The organism is Aneurinibacillus uraniidurans (assembly GCF_028471905.1).
Lineage (GTDB): Bacteria > Bacillota > Bacilli > Aneurinibacillales > Aneurinibacillaceae > Aneurinibacillus > Aneurinibacillus uraniidurans.
The window spans coordinates 1,142,864-1,164,187 of sequence record NZ_CP116902.1; the positions used below are offsets into that span (position 1 = coordinate 1,142,864).

Genomic DNA, 21,324 nt, shown 5'->3' on the forward strand with positions numbered 1-21,324 from the left:
CTTTTTCATAAGAATGTGTTTTTGGTGAAGGGTGCACACGGTATGAATAGATCTTTCTTTCGTTTTTTTGTTCTGCTTGTTTTGTGTTTCATCATAGTATGGCCAGCTTTTTTTACTGATGCCGCAGCAGAAAAGCCAAAGATCGCAAACAAAAAAGTCTATCGCATCGCTGGTGAGAAATATTTAGCTCCATTTTCGTACATCGATGAAAGTGGCCAGTTTACCGGTTTTAGCATCGATTTTTTGAATGTGATTGCCAAGGAACAGAACATTACATTTCAATATGTGCCAATGGATATACATCAGGCCATTCAGGCGCTGAAAGCAGGGCAAGTCGATGCCATCATGGGACTAAAATATTCTGCTACATATGGTGATACATTTTTGTTCTCGAATCCGTACTTTACGATGGCAGATGCGGTTGTCATTCCAAAACAAATAGAAAAAGAGATTCATACGTTAGCAGATTTCCAGAATAAAACGATTGCCATTCGGGATGAGCCAGGAGCATTTACTTTGCTGTTAAATGTACGGCGAGCGAATTTTCAATTAGCGCTTAATTCAAAAGATGCGCTCGGCTTTATGATGATGGGAAGGGCAGATGCTTTTTTAGGAAATAAATGGACAGCACGTTTCTATTTGGAGCAATCGGGGAGGAGTAATGATTACGTCATTAGAGAGAATTTATTTGAAGTACCCGTTGATTTTTCTGTCGTAGTTAATCGACAGAACGAATCGCTTCTTTCCATTATTAATTTTTCGCTTGCTCGGATGCAGGGAAGTGGGGATTATCAGAAATTATATACGAAATGGTTCGGAGAAACGGAAGAGCAAGTGCATCGTTTGCGAACGTGGATTACACTTTTACTTGTCACAATACTCGTATCATTGCTAATTGTATGGATGATATACATGTGGAATAAACGACTCAAACAAGAGGTGGAAAAACAAACCGAGGCGCTGGCAAAAGCGAATCTTAGTTTGGAAGCGCATCAGCGTGCGATTGAACAAAGCGATGCGTTTAAAACACAGATTATTGAAAATGTATATTCAGGTATTGTAACACTGGATGAGGATTTTCTTGTGACGAGTACGAATCAGCGAGCTTGTGATATGTTAGGAATTCAACTGGGGGCTTGCCGACAAAAAGCTTATAACATCCCCCTTTTGCAGCATATTTTGAACGAGTATGCAGCCGTACGTAAGCAGGAAAGCAAAGGGCAGATTTTTTCCTATGAAATGGAATATGAGAAGGCCGGAAAGCATTTGTTTGTGCTATATCGAGTCATTCCCTTGTACGATCAATCAGATATGTTGACGGGCTATTTAGTTACATTAGCGGATCGAACTGAGGAAAGAATGCTGCAGCACAAGCTGACTACACAGGAGAAAATGCGAGCATTAGGACAGCTAGTGGCAGGGGTAGCGCATGAGATTCGCAATCCTTTGACGTCTATGAAAACATTTATTGATTTACTGCCACGAAAATATGAAAGTTCTTCCTTTCGTGATGAACTGCTGCGCCATGTACCGGAAGCTTTACAGCGTATGAATCGAATTGTCGAAGACTTACTTGATTATGCAAGGCCTAAGTATCCTAGGCGAACCATCATCGATGTTTCATCGCTGCTTGATTCTCTTATTATCATTATAAGTCCAACACTAAAAAAGGAAAATGTTCACCTTTCCTTTGCTGTTGAACCAAATATGCAGCTGTATAGTGATCCCGACCAGCTCAAACAAGTCCTATTAAATTTGATGTTAAATGCGATTGATGCAATGAAAGAGAGTGCAGAAAGACATCTATCGATTGAGATGAAGGTAGAAGGGGAAACTGGATGCATTCGCATTACCGATACAGGTTGTGGAATAAAAGAGAGCAATCTATCCCACATTTTCGAGCCATTTTATACATCCAAAAGCAGTGGGGTTGGGCTGGGGCTTACGTTATCGTATCAATGGATTTGTGAAAATAACGGAGAAATTGAAGTGATCACGAAAGAAGGGCATGGCACGACGTTTTGCATTACATTGCCGACTACAGACAAGGAAGGAGCCTCTCCATGAATACAGCCATTCTTATTATTGATGATGAGCAAGCAATTGGCTCCTCTCTTTACTTCGCCTTTGAAAATGACTACGATGTTTCGGCAACGACAATGGTGTCAGACGCCTATACGATCATTCAGACAAAATCGATCGATGTGGTACTGCTTGATTGGCGGTTAGGTGAGCATGATGGACTGGATGTATTAGTGGAAATTAAAAAGCTCAGTCCGTCCACGGAAGTCATCATGATGACAGCGTATGGAACCATCGAATCGTCTGTCGAAGCAATAAAGCGAGGCGCGTATCATTATATTACCAAGCCGCTCGATATTGACGAGCTGCAGCTTTTGGTTGAAAAAGCAGTGGAGTACAAGCAGCTTCAGACACAAATTGCAGAGTTAACAGAGACCATTGATAAAATCAAAGGCTACGCTGAAATGATTGGTCAAAGTCCTGCGATGCAGCACGTATTTTCCGTGATTGAGCGGGTGAAGGACATTGATTCAAGTGTACTTATTTTTGGGGAAAGTGGAACAGGAAAAGAGTTGGTCGCTCGGGCTATTCATCGAAAGGGAAAGCGAAAGACTAAGCCGTTTATCTCTATCAATTGTGCCGCCATTCCAGAGAATTTACTGGAAAGTGAATTGTTTGGGTTTGTAAAAGGGGCGTTTACAGGTGCGGTACGTGATAAAAAAGGAAAGCTCGAAGAAGCACATGAAGGGACCTTGTTTCTTGATGAAATCGGAGAAATGCCCCCGAACTTACAAGCTAAATTATTGCGGGTGATTCAAGAAAAAGAGGTTACCCCTGTGGGAGCCAGCTATGCAAAGAAACTTGATGTACGAATTGTAAGCGCAACGAATAAAAATTTGCTGCGCATGGTACAAGACGGAACATTTCGGGAAGACTTGTACTTTCGTTTGAATGTAATCCCGCTTGAGCTTCCGGCACTACGGGAACGCAAGGAAGATATTCCGCTACTTATTTCGTATTTTCTCGATAAATATTCCATCGATATGCAGCGTCCGTTACGTTCCCTCTCAGACCGAGCGTATGAACGTTTACTCGCGTATGAGTATCCAGGGAATATACGGCAGCTAAGCAACATTATCGAATATGCGGTCGCTTTATCGAAGCAACCAGTCATCGAAGAAAGTGATTTACCGATTGCTGTACAAAGTTCGCCGGTTTCACATTCTTCAGGAACGACTGTACAATCGCATGACAATATACTAACGATTCGTATCGGATCTACCATGAAAGAAATCGAACAAGCTGTGATCGAGGCAACTCTTACATATTGCCAGGGAAATCGGCGCCAGACCGCCCAGCTATTACAAATTAGCGAGCGGAATTTACGAAATAAGCTGCATGTATATCGTGAGCAGGATGAATGACGAAAAAGGAAAAGCAGAGGAGGCTGGTGATGAAAACATGGATGATAGTTTCGGTGATAGCTTGTTTCATCATCGGACTTACAGCAGGATGCAGCGATCAGTCTGCCTTCTCATCGGGAAATGCTGAGGGCGGAAATATACAAACTCCTCTCAAGAGAGCTGCTATAGAGGACAAATATGTCACGATCGTCACAGGGGGCACATCGGGTGTATACTTTCAACTTGGCAATGCATTAGCGAAAGAGTATGGAGAGAAGCTGGGAGCGAGAGCAAGTGCCCAGACAACAGGGGCATCCGTTGAAAACATCGAGAAGATTCATCGGAAGCAGGCCGAGCTTGGCTTTGCGATGGCTGATATTGTGGGGGATGCGTATGAAGGAAAAGGAACGTTTTCTAACGTTGGTCCGCTGCAAAATCTGGCAAGCATCGCTTCTTTATATCCGAATTACATGCAAATTGTCACCACAAAAAAAAGTGGAATTAAAACATTGCAAGATATAAAAGGAAAACGAGTAGCAGTTGGTGCGATCGGAAGTGGCACCGAAATTATGACCAGACAAATCCTGGAGGGTGTTGGACTTACGTATAACGATGTGAAAGCAGATTTTCTATCGTTTGCAGAAGGGGTAGAAGGAATTAAACATGCAACGATTGATGTTGCCTTTTTATCTTCGGGATATCCGAATGCAGGCATTATGGACCTTGCGGAAACACATGACATTTATTTAATTCCGATTCCGAACGAGCTAACAGAAAAGTTGAAAAAGCAGCACCCATCTTATTCGTATTCTACCATTCCTGCTAATACGTACAAAGGCGTTACAAAGGCGGTGGCAACGATTACCGCCAACAATATTTTAATTACACACAAAGATATGACAGATGATGAAGTATACGAATTGACGAAAACACTGTTTGAAAATATCGATACGTTGCACAGTACTCATAGCTCAGCCCAGCAAATTAAGCTAGAAACAGCTGCATATGGGCTGCCGATTCCGCTTCATCCAGGAGCGGCACGATACTATACAGAAAAAAATGTTTGGCCGTAAGCTGCGCTGCATATTTACGATCAAAACAGCAGGAGGAGTGGGATAATGGTACTGAATAGAAAGCAAATCGAGGAAATCCGAACGATTATCAAGAGCGGACAAGTGCTAACAGAAGAGAGTGATCGCTATAGCTATTCATTTGATGCATCATTCGGCACGTATTTGCCGGATGCGGTTGTACAAACGAAAAGCGTAGACGAACTCATAGCGCTTGTAAAGCTGGCCAATCGAGAGCTGATTCCGATATATCCACGCGGCCAGTCAACCAGCTTAAGTGGTGGACCACTACCGGTACAGGGCGGGATTGTTCTTGATTTATCTGTGATGAATGACATATTGGAAATCGATGAAGAAGATTTGGTAGCAATCGTCTCACCTGGTGTGCTGACTTCCGCAATTCACAAGGCAGCAGAGGAAAAAGGGTTATTCTATCCGCCTGACCCGAGCAGTTCGCACGTATCGACGATTGGCGGGAATCTCGCGGAGAATTCCGGCGGACCACGCGGGCTTAAATATGGCGTGACGAAAGATTACGTTATTGGTCTTGAAGTCATTACGCCGGAAGGAGAACTGATTCGAACGGGCGGGCGTACGGTGAAAAATGTGACCGGCTATGATTTGACGAAGCTGATTGTCGGTTCAGAAGGTACGCTTGGCATTATCACCAGGGCAATTTTGCGTCTGCTGCCGAAGCCGCCCGCTTCTGAAACGGTGATGATTACGTTTGATAGCCTAGTGGACGCCGGGCGAGCAATCTCCCGGATTTTATCCTCTGGCATCCTGCCAGCAAAGATGGAATTGATGGATCAGGCATCCATTGTGGCAGTCGAAAACTATGAACCATCCAACTTGCCAGTCGATGCCGAAGCGATTATTTTACTAGAACTTGACGGTCATCCGATGGCAATTAAAGATGAAGTAGAAAAGGTAGCAGCCTTGTGTGAAGCGGTCGGTGCACGAAATGTCCGTATTCCAAAGAACGCTGCCGAAAAAGCGGACATCTGGCGGGCACGTAAGCTTGTTTCTCCGGCTATTGTGCGGATTAAGCCGACTAAAATTTCCGAAGATGCGACCGTTCCACGCAGCAAAATCCCGGATATGTGCGCACGCCTACAGGAGATTCGCAAGAAATATAACATTCATCTCGTCGTATTCGGCCACGCTGGAGATGGCAATCTCCATCCGAATATTATTGCGGACAAACGTGATAAGGAAGAGATGCACCGGGTAGAGCAAGCGGTAGCCGAGATTTTTGCAGCCGCGCTTGAACTCGGAGGTACGCTGTCAGGAGAGCATGGCATTGGCACGATGAAAGCACCGTTTATGGAGATGGAGCTTGGTGCGGTTGGGCTTGATATGATGAAACGCATCAAGCAAGTATGGGACCCGAATAACATCATGAACCCTGGTAAAATCTTTCCGGAGCCGGGGCAAAAACTGGAGTTGACGTAATGAAGGAATCTCTTGAAGCGTTGCGTGCCGAATTTGCCTATGAGAAAACGAACAGCTGTGTTCAGTGTGGCTACTGCCTCCCGGTTTGTCCGACATATGCATCGATGGGAAAGGAGACGCACTCGCCACGGGGGCGCATCAATCTGGTGAAAATGGTCGGAGAAGGACGTATTACTGATCTGTCTGTGCTAGAGGAGCCGCTTGACTTATGTCTGGGCTGTCGCAACTGTGAAACTGCCTGCCCGACTGGAGTGGAATACGGAGTCATTCTTGAAGCTGCCCGTGCTGCACTCGTCCGGCGCAAGACGTTCTCGGCTCCGGTGCGGATGCTGCGGAATACGATGTTTACGAAAGTCTTTCCGAGCAAAAAGATGATGAAGCTGGCCGGGAATGCACTCTGGCTGTATGAAAAAACCGGATTGCAAACGGCTATCCGTAAGTCTGGATTGCTCAACAAGCTTCCGTATCATATGGGCGCGTTTGAAGCCATTACCCCGGGGGCGGCATCGCCTGCTGAACGGAAACAAATGCCGCAGCGTATACAGGCAAAAGGACAAGCAAAGTATACCGTGGCGTTTTTCACTGGATGCATCATGGATGCGATGTTTCAGCGAATTAATCGTCTATCGGTACAACTGCTGGCAGCAGCGGGCTGTAACGTAGTCATTGTTTCGGAACAGACGTGCTGCGGGGCGCTGCAGGCACATGCGGGAGAGATGGCCGAAGCGAGGAAGCTAGCAAAGCGAAACATTGCGGCTTTTGAAAAGGAAGAAGTTGATTTTATTGTCAATAACGCAGGGGGATGCGGCGCTGCGCTGTATGAGTATGCTCATTTACTGGCGGACGAGCCAGAATGGAGTAAGCGGGCGCAGGCGTTCACGGAGAAATCACGGGATATCAGCCAGGTTCTCGCTGTCTGCGGTGGACTGCACCTTCAACCTCGCTCAGGTGAGCGGGTTACATATCAGCCCTCCTGTCACCTGACCAACGTGCAGAGGGTGACACGCGAACCATTAGAACTCATTCGCAGTGTGCCGGGTATTGAATTTATCGAGATGGGGCAGGCGCATATGTGCTGCGGTTCGGCGGGTATTTATAATCTGGTGCATTATGAACAGTCGATGGATATTCTTGATGAAAAAATGAAATATACGAAAGCGACCAAAGCTGATGTTGTGATCACAACGAATCCGGGCTGTCTGTTGCAAATGAAAATGGGCATTGGAAGAGAAGGGCAAGCTACTTCTATACGAGCGGTTCATCTTGTTGAATATCTGGCAGAAGCGGCAGGGATATCATAGGAAATTCCCATCCGATCATCATAAGAACCTCCTGTGCAATGATATGAGTTCATTGCACAGGAGGTTTTTTTGTTGGCGTTTCCCTAGTTGACTTAGAGTGCGCTCTAAGATGTAAGATTACTCCATGGAACAATATTTGAGCATTCGAGCCATATCTGATCTTACTGGAATCAGCGCATATACCTTACGTTACTATGAGAAAAATGGATTGATTCATGCCATAACCAGAGGTTCAAACGGTCGTCGTCAATATTCCGCAAATGACCTGGAATGGATTCGTTTTTTAGTAAAACTTCGAACTACAGGAATGTCCATTCGACAAATGCAGCAAGTTGCCAACTTGAGGAGGCAAGGTCCAGCTACAAGTAAAGAAAGGAGAATATTACTGGAGGCTCATCAACAAGAGGTAACGGAACGAATTAAAAAGCTTCAAGAAAATATGGAATCCATCAGTGCAAAAATAGAATTTTACCGTCAATGGGAATTAGAAAACAACGAACAGGAGAGAAAGAAATGAACTCATCATACGCAATCGGAAAGAAACTTTTATATGAAACTTATGAGGAAGGGATTCAAGGAGTGCTCGATCATTTACATGACATATCTCCACACATCGGTAGATACATTATCGAATTTTACGGGCAAGCTTTCAGCAATCCACTACTTACACATCAACAAAGACAGATGATCACGATCTCCGTATTAACCTCATTAGGAGATTGTCCAACTCAACTGAAATGGCACATCAATTTCGGGTTAAAAGTAGGACTAACTCCAAACGAAATTGTAGAAATCATCACCCATTGCATTCCGTTTTGTGGTGCCCCTCGCGCTCTAAATGCTATTACTATTACGAAGCACGTTTTTGAAGAACAAAATATTACAGTAAACATAAAGGATGAACTAGAGAATGAGGGAAGAAGACGGGAAAGAGGGCTGGAAAAGCTTCAGGAAATCGATGGAGAACACGGAGAAGCAGTTGTTCGTTCACTTACCGAGATTTCTCCTGCTTTAGCAGAACAAATCATCGAATTTGCGTTTGGTGAAATCTATAGCCGCCAGGTACTGGACTCTAAGCAGCGACAGCTCATCACTTTGGGAGCCTTAACGGCACAAGGAGGGTGTGAGCCACAATTGCATGTTCATATCAATGCCGCAATTCGTATAGGTCTAACGAGACAAAAAATAATCGAAGCACTGCTACAATGTTCTCCGTATACGGGCTTTCCTAAAGTATTAAACGCCATAAATGTTGCGAAAAAGATCTTCTTATCCCAATAAATTTAGGCCTGATGTCTAAAAGTATAAGTATGGTTCTACTACCTTGTATGAAGTCGATGTCCTTACTCTAGATGAATATAATCAAGGAACGGATAGGATATACCCATAATGCTTGTTATCTTGCCTGTTGTAGCATCAATGTCTATAATAGCCCGATTCGACTTTGGATTATTTGTGTAGAAAATAGACTGCCAATAGCATAGTTAATCTAGAAACAGGAATGTTTGTTTTTTTGAATCTCTCATTCCCATCACCAAAGTTGCTTTTTTTACAATTTCCCTTAATTCTCCGACAGTTTTTCCGCATTTATTCGCTATCATGATGGCAATCAACCGAATGCTTGGAAAGACGAAACGAATGGGGAGATCCTGATGTTTAAAAATTTCACAGACTATCCAATTAAACTAAAGCATGCCATTGTCGCAGGAGGGATTGCTGTTCTCCTCTTACTGGCTGGCTTCTGGTTGGGGCTAAAGAATGCAGGGTATCTCAGACTATAGACGATACACTGAAAGCTTCGGCTACAAGTCAGACGACTTCAGTCGTGGCTACGCCAACGATTGCTGGCACAGACGATAATTCGATTACAAGTGTAGTCAAAAAAGTCGGCCCGGCTGTTGTCGCCATTGAAACAAAATCAACGCGCAACATTGAATCATCCAATAACAGAAGGTTTAACCGGAATTTCGGTGCGACTCCATACTCACAACAAGAACAAACCGAACAGGGGCTTGGTTCTGGTTTTATCATCTCCAAAGATGGATATATCTTAACCAACAATCACGTAATTGAAGGAGCTGATTCGATTAACGTTAGGCTGCAAGGAGACACGACGACAAAAGAAGCCAAAGTCGTCGGAACAGATGAAGCGCTCGATGTCGCGCTCCTAAAAATTGATGCAGGTAAGGACTTACCAGTTGTGGCGATGGGAAATTCGGATGCGATTGAGGCAGGTGACGGAGCCGTTGCCATTGGCAACCCATTTGGCCTTGATCATACGGTAACAGCAGGGGTCATCAGTGCAAAAGGTAGACCACTAACAATCGGCACACAAAACTTCAAAAACTTATTGCAAACGGATGCCTCCATTAATCCAGGGAATAGCGGTGGACCACTTCTGAATCTGAAGGGAGAAGTAATCGGGATTAATACGGCGATTAATGCAGAAGGCCAGGGACTTGGATTTGCCATTCCGATTAATACCGTACAAGAAATTCTTACGGATCTGGTCAAAAAGGGGAAAGTATCTCGGCCGTGGGTTGGTGTGTCCATTGAAGACATGACGCCGGAACTTGCTGCTTATGCGGGAGTGGATAGTGAAGAAGGTGCGGTTATTGCTCAGGTCGTGTCGGGAAGTCCGGCTGAAAAAGCGGGGCTCAAACAAGGCGATATTATTGTGGAAGTCGATAAACAAAAAATAACGGATAGTCAAAGCTTTTCTGATAAAATTAGCAGTTTTAAGGTAGGGACAAAAATCCAGCTGCGCGTATCACGGCAGGGTACGCTGAAAACCATTGATGTTCTTTTAGGTGAGAAATAGAAGAAGAGGCTGTCTCAGCCGCCTTGTTACGGCCTGTGAGACAGCCTCCTTCTCTATCTCGGCATTGATCCCGGACTACCTGGAGCCTGTGATGGACTACTCGGGGCAGGACTACCTGGAACATGCGCTGGACTACTTGGAACCGGACCACCTGGAACATACCCCGGACCACTCGGACCGTGTCCCGTACCAGGCCAAGGACCATGTCCTGGACCGTGCCCTGGCCCATGTCCTGGTCCAGGGGCTGGACGGAGAGATTGGAATGATACGCGCAGAATCGTATCAAGCACGCGTGCCTGTGTAGCAGGAGCTACCCCATACAGGTTCATAATCTCGAAAATCCACGCACGCTGGCGACGCAGGGCGCGTTCCGCTTGGGTAACTCTTTGATCAAGCGTACCTGTGTATTGATTATATGTGTCATCAACAAACCTGACAATCGAGCGGAATAAATAATTGACGAGTCGATAGTCCATGCCAAGCCGTGTCAGTTCCTGATACAAGTACCCATAGTGAGCATGTAATATATTCATAACTCGTGTTACATCCTGAGGAGCGCGTTCCTCTTCTTCGAACTCGCTATCCACTCGTTCATCATACGGATATTCCCATCCGGCATACGAGGAAGGGTAGGCAACATAGCCATATGTGTATGGATAATAAGATTGGTACATCCAATCGCCTCCTTATCAATTTTCATCCTATCTTATGTAGGCGGGGATTGAATGACAGAAAGTTGGGCTTGACCCCCTTCGTTTCTTTTCTGTGTAAAATTTGGTACGATAGAAAGTAAAATCGGATGATACATCAGGAGGGAAAAAATGAGTAAGGAAAATTCATTTGATATTGTATCGAAAGTAGAACTATCAGAAGTAACAAATGCGATCACTCAGGCAACGAAAGAAATTGCCCAGCGGTATGATTTTAAAGGCAGCAAAAGCACCATTTCACTTGAGAAAGAGGAGCTTGTTCTCGTGTCTGACGATGAGTACAAGCTTGAGCAGGTGAAGGACGTACTAAGCAGCAAGCTGATTAAGCGAGATATTTCCTTGCGCAACATTGATTTTGGCAAGATTGAACCGGCGAGCGGTGGTACAGTCCGTCAGCGCGGTAAAATCGCCCAGGGAATTGATGCGGATAACGCTAAAAAAATTAACAAGCTGATTAAAGACAGTAATTTGAAAGTCAAAAGTCAGATTCAAGCGGATCAGATTCGAGTTACTGGCAAAAGCCGTGATGATCTTCAACAGATTATCGCGCTGCTCAAAGGTGCTGATTTGCCACTTGATCTACAGTTTATTAACTTCCGCTAAAGAGGAAAGCCCTGGCGTTTTTGTCAGGGCTTTTTGCTGCCCTCCTGTCTGTTTAGGTACACACTAACAGATAAGGAGGGAAGAGATGAGCACACATATAATTGAGATACCACATAAGCCAAGATTGGTTCCGTTCGAGCCAGATCAGGTATTTTTTGAACCGGGAGCGCTGCACTATCCGCTCGGGCAGGAATTGCTTGCGCGTTTCAAGGCGAAAGGTACACCGATTCAGATGACAACGTCACACAATCAAGTACGGGGTATTCCAGGTGAGACAGAGGTGGAGCAATACCGCAACGCGAAGCGAACGCTCGTTGTTGGGGTGCGGAAAACACTCAAGTTTGATACGTCGAAACCATCGGCTGAATATGCCATTCCGTTGTCAACGGGCTGCATGGGTCACTGTCATTACTGTTATTTGCAGACAACACTTGGCGCAAAGCCTTATATTCGCGCTTACGTCAATATCGATGAGATTTTGGCGCAAGCAGGGGAATACATCGCGGAGCGTACGCCGCAGATTACCCGATTTGAGGCGGCATGTACATCTGATCCGGTCGGTATTGAGCATATTACAGGTAACCTCAAGCGCTGCATCGAATATATAGGACAACAAAAGTATGGCAGACTTCGCTTTGTCACGAAGTTTGCGCACGTAGAGCCATTACTCGATGCTCAGCATAACGGTCATACCCGCTTCCGCTTTAGTATCAATGCGGATTATGTCATCAAAAATTTTGAACCAGCGACGTCAACTTTTTTAGAGCGAATTGAGGCGGCTGGCAAGGTTGCTCGTGCCGGGTATCCGCTCGGGTTTATCATTGCCCCGCTGTATCGATTTGATGGTTGGCAGGATGGATATCGCGATTTATTGGAACGCCTGGCTCATATGCTGCCAGACGATGCGAAGCAGAACGTTACATTCGAGCTGATCCAGCATCGGTATACGAAAACAGCAAAAGCGGTAATTGAGAAGCGATATCCAAAAACAAAGCTGGAAATGAATGAGGAGAATCGGCAGTATAAGTGGGGGCGGTATGGACGAGGGAAATATGTCTATAAAAAAGAGGCAGCGGCTGAGCTTGAGGAAACGCTGCATCATTTGCTGGACTTGTATTTTCCAACAGCAAAAATTGAGTATTTTACTTGATTATGTTGCATCACTTTTTTAAAGTACGTTATCATAAATGAGAAAGCGGACTAGAGGGGAACGGGGAGTTCGTATGAAGGATGGGGGATACGTATGGCAACTCCGAGTATGGAAGACTATTTGGAACGGATTTACAAACTAATTGAGGAAAAAGGATATGCACGCGTCTCTGATATTGCGGAAGCGCTAAATGTTCATCCATCCTCTGTGACGAAGATGGTACAGAAGCTTGATAAAAGCGAGTATCTCGTATACGAAAAGTATCGAGGATTGGTGTTGACCAGCAAAGGCAAAAAGATGGGCAAGCGTCTCGTTGATCGACATGCGCTGCTCGAGGACTTTCTCCGGGTAATTGGGGTGTCGGAAGATGTCATCTATAATGATGTAGAAGGAATTGAGCACCATCTAAGCTGGGATTCGATTATGTGTATTGAATATCTGGTTCAATATTTGCAACAAAATCCTGAGCGGGCAGCGGAGTTGATCCGCCTGCGCGAAACAGAAGAAGTGAGCGAATAGCAGGAAAGACGGGCGATGATCCCGTCTTTTTTTATTCTGAAAAAAGCGAGGGGTGAGTACATTGTAGCAGTGGAGGTGGGGAGCAATATGGTGAAGATTGATGCTGTATTTGAAGGTGGCGGAGTGAAAGGGATTGCCTTTGTAGGGGCGGTTACTGAATTTGAACGATGTGGCTATACGTTTTGCCAGGTGGCGGGAACGTCCGCCGGTTCGATTATTGCCAGTCTGATTGCCGCCGGATATCGGGCGCCTGAGCTTGCGAAATTGATGGAGTCGTTTGACTATCGGGCGCTTCAACAGAAGCGGGGCCTAGCCCGCATCCCGGTTGTCGGAACATGGCTGAATTTATGTATGAAAAAAGGGATATATTCAGCAGACTATTTGCAAAATTGGATGCAGGAAGTGCTTGCGAAGCAGGGGATTTACACGTTCGGAGATTTGCCAGCAGGTAAGTTGAAAGTGATCGTCTCCGATATTACCGATGCGGAATTACTAGTACTGCCGGATGATGCACATCGGATTGGTTACAAGCCGGAGGAACTTCCGATCCCGCTGGCCGTGCGAATGAGTGCAAGCATCCCGCTTTATTTTGAGCCGGTTATTGTGTATGACAAGCTGATGCCGGTTTATGTAGTTGATGGCGGCATTTTGAGTAACTTTCCGCTTTGGATTTTTGGGGATGACGAAACAAATCCGTATCCGACGATAGGCTTTCGTCTACACGCTGATTCAAAGGTAAAGCCTTATCCAATTCATAACTTGCGAGATTATATACATGCGATTCTTCGCACGATGATTCAGGCACACGATCAGCGCTATGTCGAGCAGCAGCATGCGGCGCGAACCGTGTTTATTCCGACGAACGGCATTGCAGCAACTCAGTTTGATCTGTCTAAAGAGGAACAGGTGTGGCTGTATGAGTCAGGTGTAGAAGCAGCGAAGCGCTTCATGAGCCGGATGCCTGGGCTGCGTCGCCGGATCAAAAATGAAAAAACCTCTTGAGTATGCTCAAGAGGTTTTAGATCGTTTGCCTGATTTGTTTTTCTTGCCATCGATGACTTTGAACGGATGGTCGCGACGGGTTAATGACTTTAAGCGGTTCATTTTTTTAAGCTCAGGGCCTGCTGATTGCTGTAAGCTTTTTTTGTTGCGTTGTTTTTGTTGACGCAGAGCCCGCTCGTAGCCTTTATCCGTGCTGCTAGAAAACATGCCAGCCCCGCGCGAAGTCATGAAGCGCGTGAACAGAAAATACAGAACACCGGCAATCACGACCGTAATCAGAATGGAGCGAATTAAGCCTGCTGGATTGTTATACAGCTCACTGGCAAAACCCACTCCGACCAGGGCAAGAAGTGCAACTGAGAACAAGGAAAATTTTCGTGCCATCTTAACACCCCATTCCGAAAGATGGTAAACATAAAAAACGTTACGAATGAGCGGAAACAGCTGTACTTGCAGTGTTTCCTTCTTCCAGCTCGCGCATGCGTTTAAAAGAAGCAAGAGCTACTTCTACTTGTGCATCGTCCGGTTCGCGTGTTGTTAGCTTCTGTAACCACAGTCCCGGATAGCCAAGAAAGCGGAGCAACGAAATGTCGCGAACTTTGTTAGTAGCTTGAAGCGTTTCATAGGAGACACCGATGACGACGGGCAGAAGCAGAATACGCTGGTATACGCGCTCCCAGAGAGAATCATAGTGGAAGAACGAGTAAATAACTACACCGGTAAGAACAGTGAAAATCAGAAAACTGCTCCCACAGCGATAGTGAAGCGTAGAAAACTGCTGTACATTCTTTACTGTTAATTCTACCCCTGCTTCATACGCATTAATCACTTTATGTTCAGCACCATGATACTGGAACAGGCGCTTGATCATCGGGGTGCGCGCAATGATTGCCATGTACGTAAAAAGAAGTATAAGCTTAATGCCGCCTTCGATAAGATTTTGCAAAATATTGTTGGTAACCCAATGCTTGAACAGTACATCCGCAAGAATGGCGGGAACGATGGTAAACATTAATTTGCCGAATAGAAAAGACAGAACACCGATGACGGCAACACCGAGAATTAAAGTAAGTTTGGATGAGGTATCCTCAGTTTCTGCTTCGTCGCCTGGTTCGGTATCGTAGCGGTCGGTTGAAAAATTCAGATGTCTTGATCCGTTAGCACTTGCGGAAATAAGGGAGACAATACCTCGAATGAACGGAATACGTTTGAATGGTCTAACCCACGCCTTTTCCTGCTTTGGTTCTTCCAGATATTCAATCGTATCATCTTTGCGGCGAATCGCTGTCACCGTATAACGGTGTCCACCGAACATTACGCCTTCGACAACAGCCTGACCTCCGTAAGCCGGTAATTGTTTTGACAAGTTAAACACCTTCCTTATTCCTTATTGTAGCGGATTGGGCAAAGAGATTCTAGCAAAAAAGTCAGCGTGATGTAACTTTGTGTATCGTGTATTGAAAAGGGAGAGAGGAGATGAGAAAATTGGAAATGTGGGGAGGTGAAACCAATGAAAAAAATGGCAACAGCAGGTTTTCTACTCATGCTTGCATTCGGTATGACTGCGTGCGGTAACAAGCAGTCAGCACAAAAGCCGATATCGAGCGATGCAGAGGTAAAAGCTGCCCTTCAGTCGCGATGTGCGATGTGTCATGGTGCAGAATTGACAGGCACCGGTCCAAATCCAAATCTGACTACGGTAGGCAGCCGTTTGAGCAAGGATCAGATTAAAGAAGTTCTGCAAAAAGGACGGAAAGGCATGCCGGGTGGCCTCGTTAAGCCAGAGGAGCTTGATGTAGTGGCAGCGTATCTTGCCAAGCAAAAATAAGTACGTACAATACATAGTCGAAAGAAGAGCATCCTGCATGTGAAGGGTGCTTTTTCTTTGTTTTCAGAATGGTTATGATACAATAACAAGGATGGAAACAAAACGGCAAAACAAGGAGGAGACGCACATGGCCCGTATTCTTGTGTTGAATGGCCCGAACTTAAACATGCTTGGTAGGCGTGAGCCGTCTGTGTACGGATACGAAACACTAGCTGATATTGAAGCAAAGCTTGTGAAGATTGCGACAGAGCTTGGAGTCGAGCTTGCTTTTTTTCAATCCAATCATGAGGGGGCATTGATTGACCGCCTGCATGAAGCGTTCGAGCAGTGTGATGGGATTGTGATCAATCCGGGAGCCTTTACTCATTATAGTTATGCACTGCGGGATGCATTTGCAAGTGTGAATATCCCGTTTGTTGAGGTGCATATTTCGAACATTCATGCTAGAGAATCGTTCCGCCATCATTCGGTGTTGGCAGCGATTGCGATTGGCCAGATTTGCGGGCTTGGCACATACGGTTATGAGCTGGCACTACGGGCCATTGTCCGGCATATTACAACACAAGGGGGCGAGGTGCGATGAACCGCATCGCAGAACAATTGCAGGCAAAAGGGCTCGATGCTTTGCTTGTAACGAATCCGTACAACCGTCGCTACGTATCTGGTTTTACAGGTACATCCGGGTGTTGTCTTTTGACGACTTCTGTGTGTGAGCTACTGACAGATTTTCGGTATATGGAGCAGGCGAGTGTGCAGACAAAAGCGAGCGGCTTTGCGGTCATACGCCACGAAGCGGATATGATGGCGACCGTGGCCGAGCGAGCGGCCAGATACGGGGTGAAACGGCTCGGATTTGAGAAGGATAATGTTTCGTATTCATTGTATGAAAAGTTACAAGCTGTGTTTACAGGTGTGGAGCTTGTACCCGTATCCGGGATGATCGAGGAGATGCGCCTGATTAAGACAGCGGATGAGCTTGCGATTATTCAGGAAGCTGCGTCCATTGCTGACCAAGCCTTTACCCATATTCTTAATTTTATTAAGCCGGGACGCACAGAGCTTGAGGTGTCTAACGAACTGGAGTTTTTCATGCGCAGACAGGGCGCGACTTCTTCTTCTTTCGATACGATTGTTGCATCAGGCGTGCGGTCTGCGCTTCCACACGGTGTAGCATCCGATAAGGTGATTGAGAAGGGTGACATGATTACGCTTGATTTTGGGGCATACTATAACGGATATTGCTCCGATATTACGCGTACGATTGCAATCGGCGAACCGGGTGAGAAGCTGCGGGAGATTTATGAGATTGTATACAAAGCGCAGCTGCATGGTGTAGCACATGTGAAGGCGGGATTGACCGGGAAAGAAGCGGATGCGCTGACACGTGATATTATTGTTGCTGCCGGATACGGTCCGCAGTTCGGGCATAGCACTGGACACGGCATCGGACTTGAAATTCACGAGACGCCGGGTCTTTCCTTCCGCAATGAGAGCGTGCTGCGTGCCGGGATGGTTGTGACCATCGAGCCGGGGATTTATGTAGAAGGAATTGGTGGGGTACGAATTGAGGATGATGTCGTCCTTACCGAGAGCGGCTGCGACGTTCTGACAAAATCTCCGAAGGAATTACTTGTTCTCTAGGGCGGATTTTATGTTATAATTTGAAAGTTAAAATACATGAAGCACACGTTTGTAGGAGGTTTATTCATGATTTCAGTTAACGATCTGCGTCCGGGCATTACGATAGAGTATGACGGAGCTATTTATTCCGTAATCGAATTCCAACACGTAAAACCGGGGAAAGGCGCGGCATTCGTCCGCACAAAACTGCGCAATCTGCGCAACGGCTCCATTAAAGAAACAACATTCCGTGCGGGTGAGAAAGTATCCCGTGCTCTGATCGAAACAAAAGAAATGCAGTATCTGTATGCATCTGGCGATGAGCATGTATTCATGGATACAGAAACATACGATCAATTGAGCCTGCCGACTGCTCAAATCGAGCATGAGCTTAAGTTCTTGCTTGAGAACATGAACGTAAGCATCGTAATGTTCCAAGGTGAAATTCTTGGCGTACAGGTGCCAAACTCTGTTCAGCTCGAAGTAGCAGAAACAGAACCAGGCATTAAAGGTGACACACAGTCCGGCGGTACAAAACCGGCGAAAATGGAAACAGGACTTGTTGTTCAAGTTCCGTTCTTCATCAATGTAGGCGAAAAGCTGATCATTGATACACGTAACGAAACATACGTATCCCGCGCATAAGGAACGTTGATTCAAAAAGAGGCTGTCTTACCCGTCATACATGACGGGTGAGGCAGCCTCTTTCTACTTAGTTATAAATTTTCACGGGCAAACTGGTTGATACGATCTACAGAAGATGCCATCTCTTTCATGGAAGCAGCGATTTCATGAACAGCTGTTTCATGCTGGGCACTCGCTGCTGTACTTTCCTCGATCTTATATTTGATCTTCTCCATCTCATTCTGAATATGCTTAATGCGTTGCAAAATCTGGCCGGCAGAATCATTCGTCTGATTTGCAAGTTTCCGCATTTCTTGTGCTACAACGCCAAAGGCACGGCCTTCATCTCCGAGACGAGCTGATTCAATTGCAGCGTTGAGTGATAGGAGGTGGGTCTGATCTGCCACATAAGAAATTAACTTATTCATCTCCATAATGGAGGTAAAGCTTTCATTCATCTGTACAATTTCTTCTGCCATCTCACTGAAGTTGCTGAGCATACGCCCAGACATTTTGCCAAGTTCGCCTACTGAACCGCCAATATGTTCAACTACTCCATACACATTCTCCATGGAAGATTTGAGCGTCTGCTGGATCGACATGTCAATCAGGATGCCTACAATTCCGTCATCGAATGGTATTACAAGCGCTTGTATTGGTTTTCCGTATACATCCTCAGGAATCATAAATTCTTCTGTTTTACGGTGTTCAATTGCTTTATACATCGGACTATCTTGTCGTATCATATCTCCTACTTGAAACGGTTTAAGCGTTCCGAATACGGATATAACTTTTCCGCTGAATTCTCCTGCTGCAAGCCCCCAGTTTTTTGCGCGAATCGTCTTCTGGATGATGGGTAGCCACTGCTTAATGTCATGAATTGATGGCATCGTATCGTCCTCTCCTTTTCTCTCTTCATTATGGGAGCAGAAAAACCGAGATTCAACCCATTTTGAAAATTTTTCTACTATTTATTTTTTATATCCTCTTCTTTTCTTTTCGTATAGCATAACCAGTTTGTCCAAACGTGTCATAAAGCGGCTGCGCCCCCCATAAGATGTGATAAGTAGAGTGGGACAAAGGGGGGGAAGGCCGGTGATTGCAGATGTTTGTACAATCCTGCCTGACCGGGTGCGTCGCTATGTTGAGACGCTTGCACCTGGTGAGCAGGAACAAATCGAAGAAATTCGTCTCCGCGTTGGCCGACCGATAGAGTATGGAGCCGGTGGTACGCTCGCTTTTATCAAACAGAACGGGGGACGCACATCACGGATCGAGGAAGCGGCGTTGTTCACCGCTGAAGAAGGTATGCAGATATTGACCCGACTGAGCCAGCACTCGCTATACACGCTAGAAGAAGAAATGCGGCGCGGCTATGTGACAATTCGAGGCGGACATCGTGTTGGACTTGCCGGGCGTGTCGTGCTTGAACAGGGCAAGGTCAAGCTGATTCGAGATGTGACAAGCTTTAACATTCGGGTTGCTCGTGAGCAGAAGGGGGTGGCTAATGCAGTGCTTCCCTTGCTGACACCGGGTGGTCGCATACGAAACACGCTGATTATTTCCCCGCCGCAGTGTGGGAAAACGACGCTTTTGCGCGATTTGGCCCGTCAGCTTAGTACAGGAGTTGGTCGCATTGGTCCGTATAAGGTAGCGGTTGTGGATGAGCGGTCAGAGATTGCCGGCTGTGTTGCTGGCATTCCGCAAAAAGATATTGGACCACGCACAGATGTACTTGATGCGTGCCCGAAAGCAGAAGGCATGATGATGATGATTCGATCTATGGCCCCCGATGTGTTGATAACAGACGAGATTGGCCGGCCTGAAGATGCCTTGGCGCTTGAAGAAGCGATTCACGCAGGGATTACAGTGCTAACAAGCGCACACGGTAAAGATGTAAAAGATATTATGCGTCGTCCCGTGCTGTCACGTTTGCTGCAATCCGGTATTTTTGAGCGCTACCTTGTGCTCAGTCGTACGCCGCGCATCGGCACGATTGCCGGAGTATATGACGGAGCCTTTGCAGAATGTCGGGAGAGATTGCGATGCTGAAGCTAATAGGAGCGGCGCTTATTATTGCGGCTAGCACGCTGATCGGCATGCAGTTTGCCAGACAAGTGGCCAGGCGACCCATTCATATTCGCCAGCTTCGCGCCGCTTTTACATTACTGGAGACTGAGATCGTATACGGAGCGACACCGCTGCAAGATGCACTTGCCACGATTGCACAGCGGGTAGGGGGAGAGGCGGCAGGTCCTTTATTTCACCGGGCGGCCACCCTGCTTGCAGAAGAGTCAGAACTTTCTACAGCGGCATGCTGGCGGCAGGCAGTACAAGAGAGTTGGTCTAAGACGGCGATGCAGGATGCGGAGCGGGAGGTGGTCCTTCAGCTTGGAGCTATGCTTGGACGCAGTGACCGGGAAGATCAGCGTAAGCATATTCAGCTTGCGGTGATCAATTTAGAAAACGAGGAGCAGACGGCGCGTGATAACCAGCGGCGCTATGAGAAGATGTATCGCAGTCTCGGTGTGCTCGGCGGGATTCTGCTCGTCATTTTACTCTATTGAGAGGTGGAGACATGGGGTATGACGTAAATGCCATTTTTCAGATTGCGGGCATCGGGATTATCGTCGCGATGATTCATACGGTGCTTAAGCAGTCGGGCAAAGATGATTGGGCACAGTGGGTGACGCTGATTGGTTTTATTGTTGTGCTGTTCATGGTGGCGTCTTTTATCAGCAAGCTGTTTGTCGAAATCAAACGGGTATTCCTGTTCCAGTAGGGGGAACAGGACATGGACATTTTACAAATCGTCGGACTTGGGATCATCGCTACTATTTTAAGTCTAGTCGTGAAGGAACAGAAGCCGATGTTTTCTTTTATTCTTGCTACCTTTACCGGGGTTGTCATTTTTCTGTTCCTGATTGGCAAAATCTCAGATGTAATTCATGTGCTAGAAGGGCTGGCGATGAAGGCAAATCTCAACATTGTGTATCTTGGTACGATCCTTAAAATCATTGGCATCGCCTACATTGCAGAATTCGGCGCACAGGTGACGCGAGATGCCGGGCAGGGCGCGATTGCCTCGAAAATCGAGCTGGCAGGCAAAGTACTGATCATGGTACTGGCGATCCCGATTCTGTCAGTCATGATCGAAACCATTATCCAGCTACTTCCTTCGTAAAAAGGTTGGGAT

25 protein-coding genes are annotated in these 21,324 nt (G+C 46.1%); 21 read left to right on the plus strand and 4 right to left on the minus strand.

Features of this window, described 5'->3' with window-relative positions; translation table 11 throughout:
- The first annotated feature begins 42 nt into the window (after nt 1-42).
- The 9 genes from PO771_RS05750 (at nt 43) to PO771_RS05795 (ending at nt 10,072) form a co-directional block, all read left to right on the plus strand.
- A complete protein-coding gene (locus PO771_RS05750; RefSeq protein WP_272562318.1) occupies nt 43-2,067 on the plus strand; it encodes a transporter substrate-binding domain-containing protein in 2,025 nt (674 codons plus the stop codon).
- On the plus strand, nt 2,064-3,446 hold the full coding sequence (locus tag PO771_RS05755) for a sigma-54-dependent transcriptional regulator (protein ID WP_272562319.1): 1,383 nt from the start codon (nt 2,064-2,066) through the stop codon (nt 3,444-3,446). The genes PO771_RS05750 and PO771_RS05755 overlap by 4 nt, the downstream gene beginning before the upstream one ends.
- A 29-nt stretch (nt 3,447-3,475) precedes the next feature.
- Nucleotides 3,476-4,498, plus strand: a complete 1,023-nt coding sequence (locus PO771_RS05760) for a TAXI family TRAP transporter solute-binding subunit (protein WP_272562320.1) — start codon at nt 3,476-3,478, stop codon at nt 4,496-4,498.
- A gap of 45 nt (nt 4,499-4,543) precedes the next feature.
- Nucleotides 4,544-5,950 carry an FAD-binding oxidoreductase gene (locus tag PO771_RS05765; RefSeq protein WP_272562321.1) on the plus strand — a complete coding sequence of 469 codons (1,407 nt, stop codon included), beginning with the start codon at nt 4,544-4,546 and terminating at the stop codon, nt 5,948-5,950.
- On the plus strand, nt 5,950-7,251 hold the full coding sequence (locus PO771_RS05770) for a (Fe-S)-binding protein (protein WP_272562322.1): 1,302 nt from the start codon (nt 5,950-5,952) through the stop codon (nt 7,249-7,251). The genes PO771_RS05765 and PO771_RS05770 overlap by 1 nt, the downstream gene beginning before the upstream one ends.
- A 124-nt stretch (nt 7,252-7,375) precedes the next feature.
- The gene (locus PO771_RS05775; RefSeq protein WP_272562323.1) at nt 7,376-7,768 is read left to right on the plus strand and encodes a MerR family transcriptional regulator; all 393 of its coding nucleotides are present in this window, start codon (nt 7,376-7,378) and stop codon (nt 7,766-7,768) included.
- Nucleotides 7,765-8,532: a carboxymuconolactone decarboxylase family protein gene (locus tag PO771_RS19395; RefSeq protein ID WP_336297950.1), complete on the plus strand. Its 768-nt coding sequence runs from the start codon at nt 7,765-7,767 to the stop codon at nt 8,530-8,532. Before PO771_RS05775 ends, PO771_RS19395 begins: the two co-directional genes overlap by 4 nt.
- A gap of 371 nt (nt 8,533-8,903) precedes the next feature.
- A complete protein-coding gene (locus PO771_RS05790; protein WP_272562324.1) occupies nt 8,904-9,032 on the plus strand; it encodes a hypothetical protein in 129 nt (42 codons plus the stop codon).
- A 44-nt stretch (nt 9,033-9,076) separates the two neighbouring features.
- Nucleotides 9,077-10,072: a S1C family serine protease gene (locus tag PO771_RS05795; protein WP_272562325.1), complete on the plus strand. Its 996-nt coding sequence runs from the start codon at nt 9,077-9,079 to the stop codon at nt 10,070-10,072.
- 53 nt (nt 10,073-10,125) lie between these two features.
- Here PO771_RS05795 and PO771_RS05800 read toward each other — a convergent pair whose 3' ends face one another.
- On the minus strand, nt 10,126-10,746 hold the full coding sequence (locus PO771_RS05800) for a hypothetical protein (protein ID WP_272562326.1): 621 nt from the start codon (nt 10,744-10,746) through the stop codon (nt 10,126-10,128).
- Between the two features lie 147 nt (nt 10,747-10,893).
- On the opposite strand from PO771_RS05800, the gene PO771_RS05805 reads away from it, so the two are divergent.
- The 4 genes from PO771_RS05805 to PO771_RS05820 all read left to right on the plus strand — a co-directional run bounded on the left by PO771_RS05805 (nt 10,894) and on the right by PO771_RS05820 (nt 14,056).
- Complete coding sequence (locus PO771_RS05805; protein WP_272562327.1) at nt 10,894-11,385, plus strand: YajQ family cyclic di-GMP-binding protein; 492 nt, start codon at nt 10,894-10,896, stop codon at nt 11,383-11,385.
- 85 nt (nt 11,386-11,470) lie between these two features.
- Nucleotides 11,471-12,535: a spore photoproduct lyase gene (splB, locus tag PO771_RS05810; RefSeq protein ID WP_272562328.1), complete on the plus strand. Its 1,065-nt coding sequence runs from the start codon at nt 11,471-11,473 to the stop codon at nt 12,533-12,535.
- Nucleotides 12,536-12,628: 93 nt separating this feature from the next.
- Nucleotides 12,629-13,054, plus strand: coding sequence for a transcriptional regulator MntR (gene mntR, locus PO771_RS05815; protein ID WP_272562329.1), 426 nt, complete (start codon nt 12,629-12,631; stop codon nt 13,052-13,054).
- A gap of 87 nt (nt 13,055-13,141) precedes the next feature.
- Entirely contained in the window at nt 13,142-14,056 is a 915-nt protein-coding gene (locus PO771_RS05820) for a patatin-like phospholipase family protein (protein WP_272562330.1), read from the plus strand.
- Between the two features lie 6 nt (nt 14,057-14,062).
- Here the strand turns inward: PO771_RS05820 and PO771_RS05825 are convergent, their stop codons facing one another.
- Nucleotides 14,063-14,440 carry an SA1362 family protein gene (locus tag PO771_RS05825; protein WP_272562331.1) on the minus strand — a complete coding sequence of 126 codons (378 nt, stop codon included), beginning with the start codon at nt 14,438-14,440 and terminating at the stop codon, nt 14,063-14,065.
- 40 nt (nt 14,441-14,480) lie between these two features.
- Nucleotides 14,481-15,371, minus strand: coding sequence for a DUF1385 domain-containing protein (locus PO771_RS05830; protein ID WP_272563108.1), 891 nt, complete (start codon nt 15,369-15,371; stop codon nt 14,481-14,483).
- Between the two features lie 195 nt (nt 15,372-15,566).
- Between PO771_RS05830 and PO771_RS05835 the strand changes: the two genes are divergently transcribed.
- From PO771_RS05835 to efp, 4 genes are all read left to right on the plus strand, one after another.
- The gene (locus PO771_RS05835; RefSeq protein WP_272562332.1) at nt 15,567-15,884 is read left to right on the plus strand and encodes a c-type cytochrome; all 318 of its coding nucleotides are present in this window, start codon (nt 15,567-15,569) and stop codon (nt 15,882-15,884) included.
- 127 nt (nt 15,885-16,011) lie between these two features.
- A complete protein-coding gene (aroQ, locus tag PO771_RS05840; protein ID WP_272562333.1) occupies nt 16,012-16,467 on the plus strand; it encodes a type II 3-dehydroquinate dehydratase in 456 nt (151 codons plus the stop codon).
- Nucleotides 16,464-17,525, plus strand: coding sequence for a M24 family metallopeptidase (locus PO771_RS05845; RefSeq protein WP_272562334.1), 1,062 nt, complete (start codon nt 16,464-16,466; stop codon nt 17,523-17,525). Before aroQ ends, PO771_RS05845 begins: the two co-directional genes overlap by 4 nt.
- A gap of 66 nt (nt 17,526-17,591) precedes the next feature.
- Nucleotides 17,592-18,149, plus strand: coding sequence for an elongation factor P (gene efp, locus PO771_RS05850; protein WP_272562335.1), 558 nt, complete (start codon nt 17,592-17,594; stop codon nt 18,147-18,149).
- 71 nt (nt 18,150-18,220) lie between these two features.
- On the opposite strand, the gene PO771_RS05855 is transcribed toward efp, so the two are convergent.
- Nucleotides 18,221-19,018 (minus strand): methyl-accepting chemotaxis protein, encoded by a 798-nt coding sequence (locus tag PO771_RS05855; RefSeq protein ID WP_272562336.1) that lies wholly within the window; start codon nt 19,016-19,018, stop codon nt 18,221-18,223.
- 208 nt (nt 19,019-19,226) lie between these two features.
- Here PO771_RS05855 and spoIIIAA point away from each other — a divergent pair, with 208 nt between their 5' ends.
- The 4 genes from spoIIIAA to spoIIIAD are packed head-to-tail and all read left to right on the plus strand — an operon-like array spanning nt 19,227 to nt 21,312.
- Nucleotides 19,227-20,180: a stage III sporulation protein AA gene (gene spoIIIAA / locus PO771_RS05860; protein ID WP_422665001.1), complete on the plus strand. Its 954-nt coding sequence runs from the start codon at nt 19,227-19,229 to the stop codon at nt 20,178-20,180.
- A complete protein-coding gene (gene spoIIIAB / locus PO771_RS05865; protein ID WP_272562338.1) occupies nt 20,174-20,695 on the plus strand; it encodes a stage III sporulation protein SpoIIIAB in 522 nt (173 codons plus the stop codon). Before spoIIIAA ends, spoIIIAB begins: the two co-directional genes overlap by 7 nt.
- Nucleotides 20,696-20,706: 11 nt before the next feature.
- Nucleotides 20,707-20,910: a stage III sporulation protein AC gene (spoIIIAC, locus tag PO771_RS05870; protein ID WP_096464739.1), complete on the plus strand. Its 204-nt coding sequence runs from the start codon at nt 20,707-20,709 to the stop codon at nt 20,908-20,910.
- Nucleotides 20,911-20,922: 12 nt separating this feature from the next.
- Nucleotides 20,923-21,312, plus strand: a complete 390-nt coding sequence (gene spoIIIAD / locus PO771_RS05875; protein ID WP_272562339.1) for a stage III sporulation protein AD — start codon at nt 20,923-20,925, stop codon at nt 21,310-21,312.
- Nucleotides 21,313-21,324: the final 12 nt, after the last annotated feature.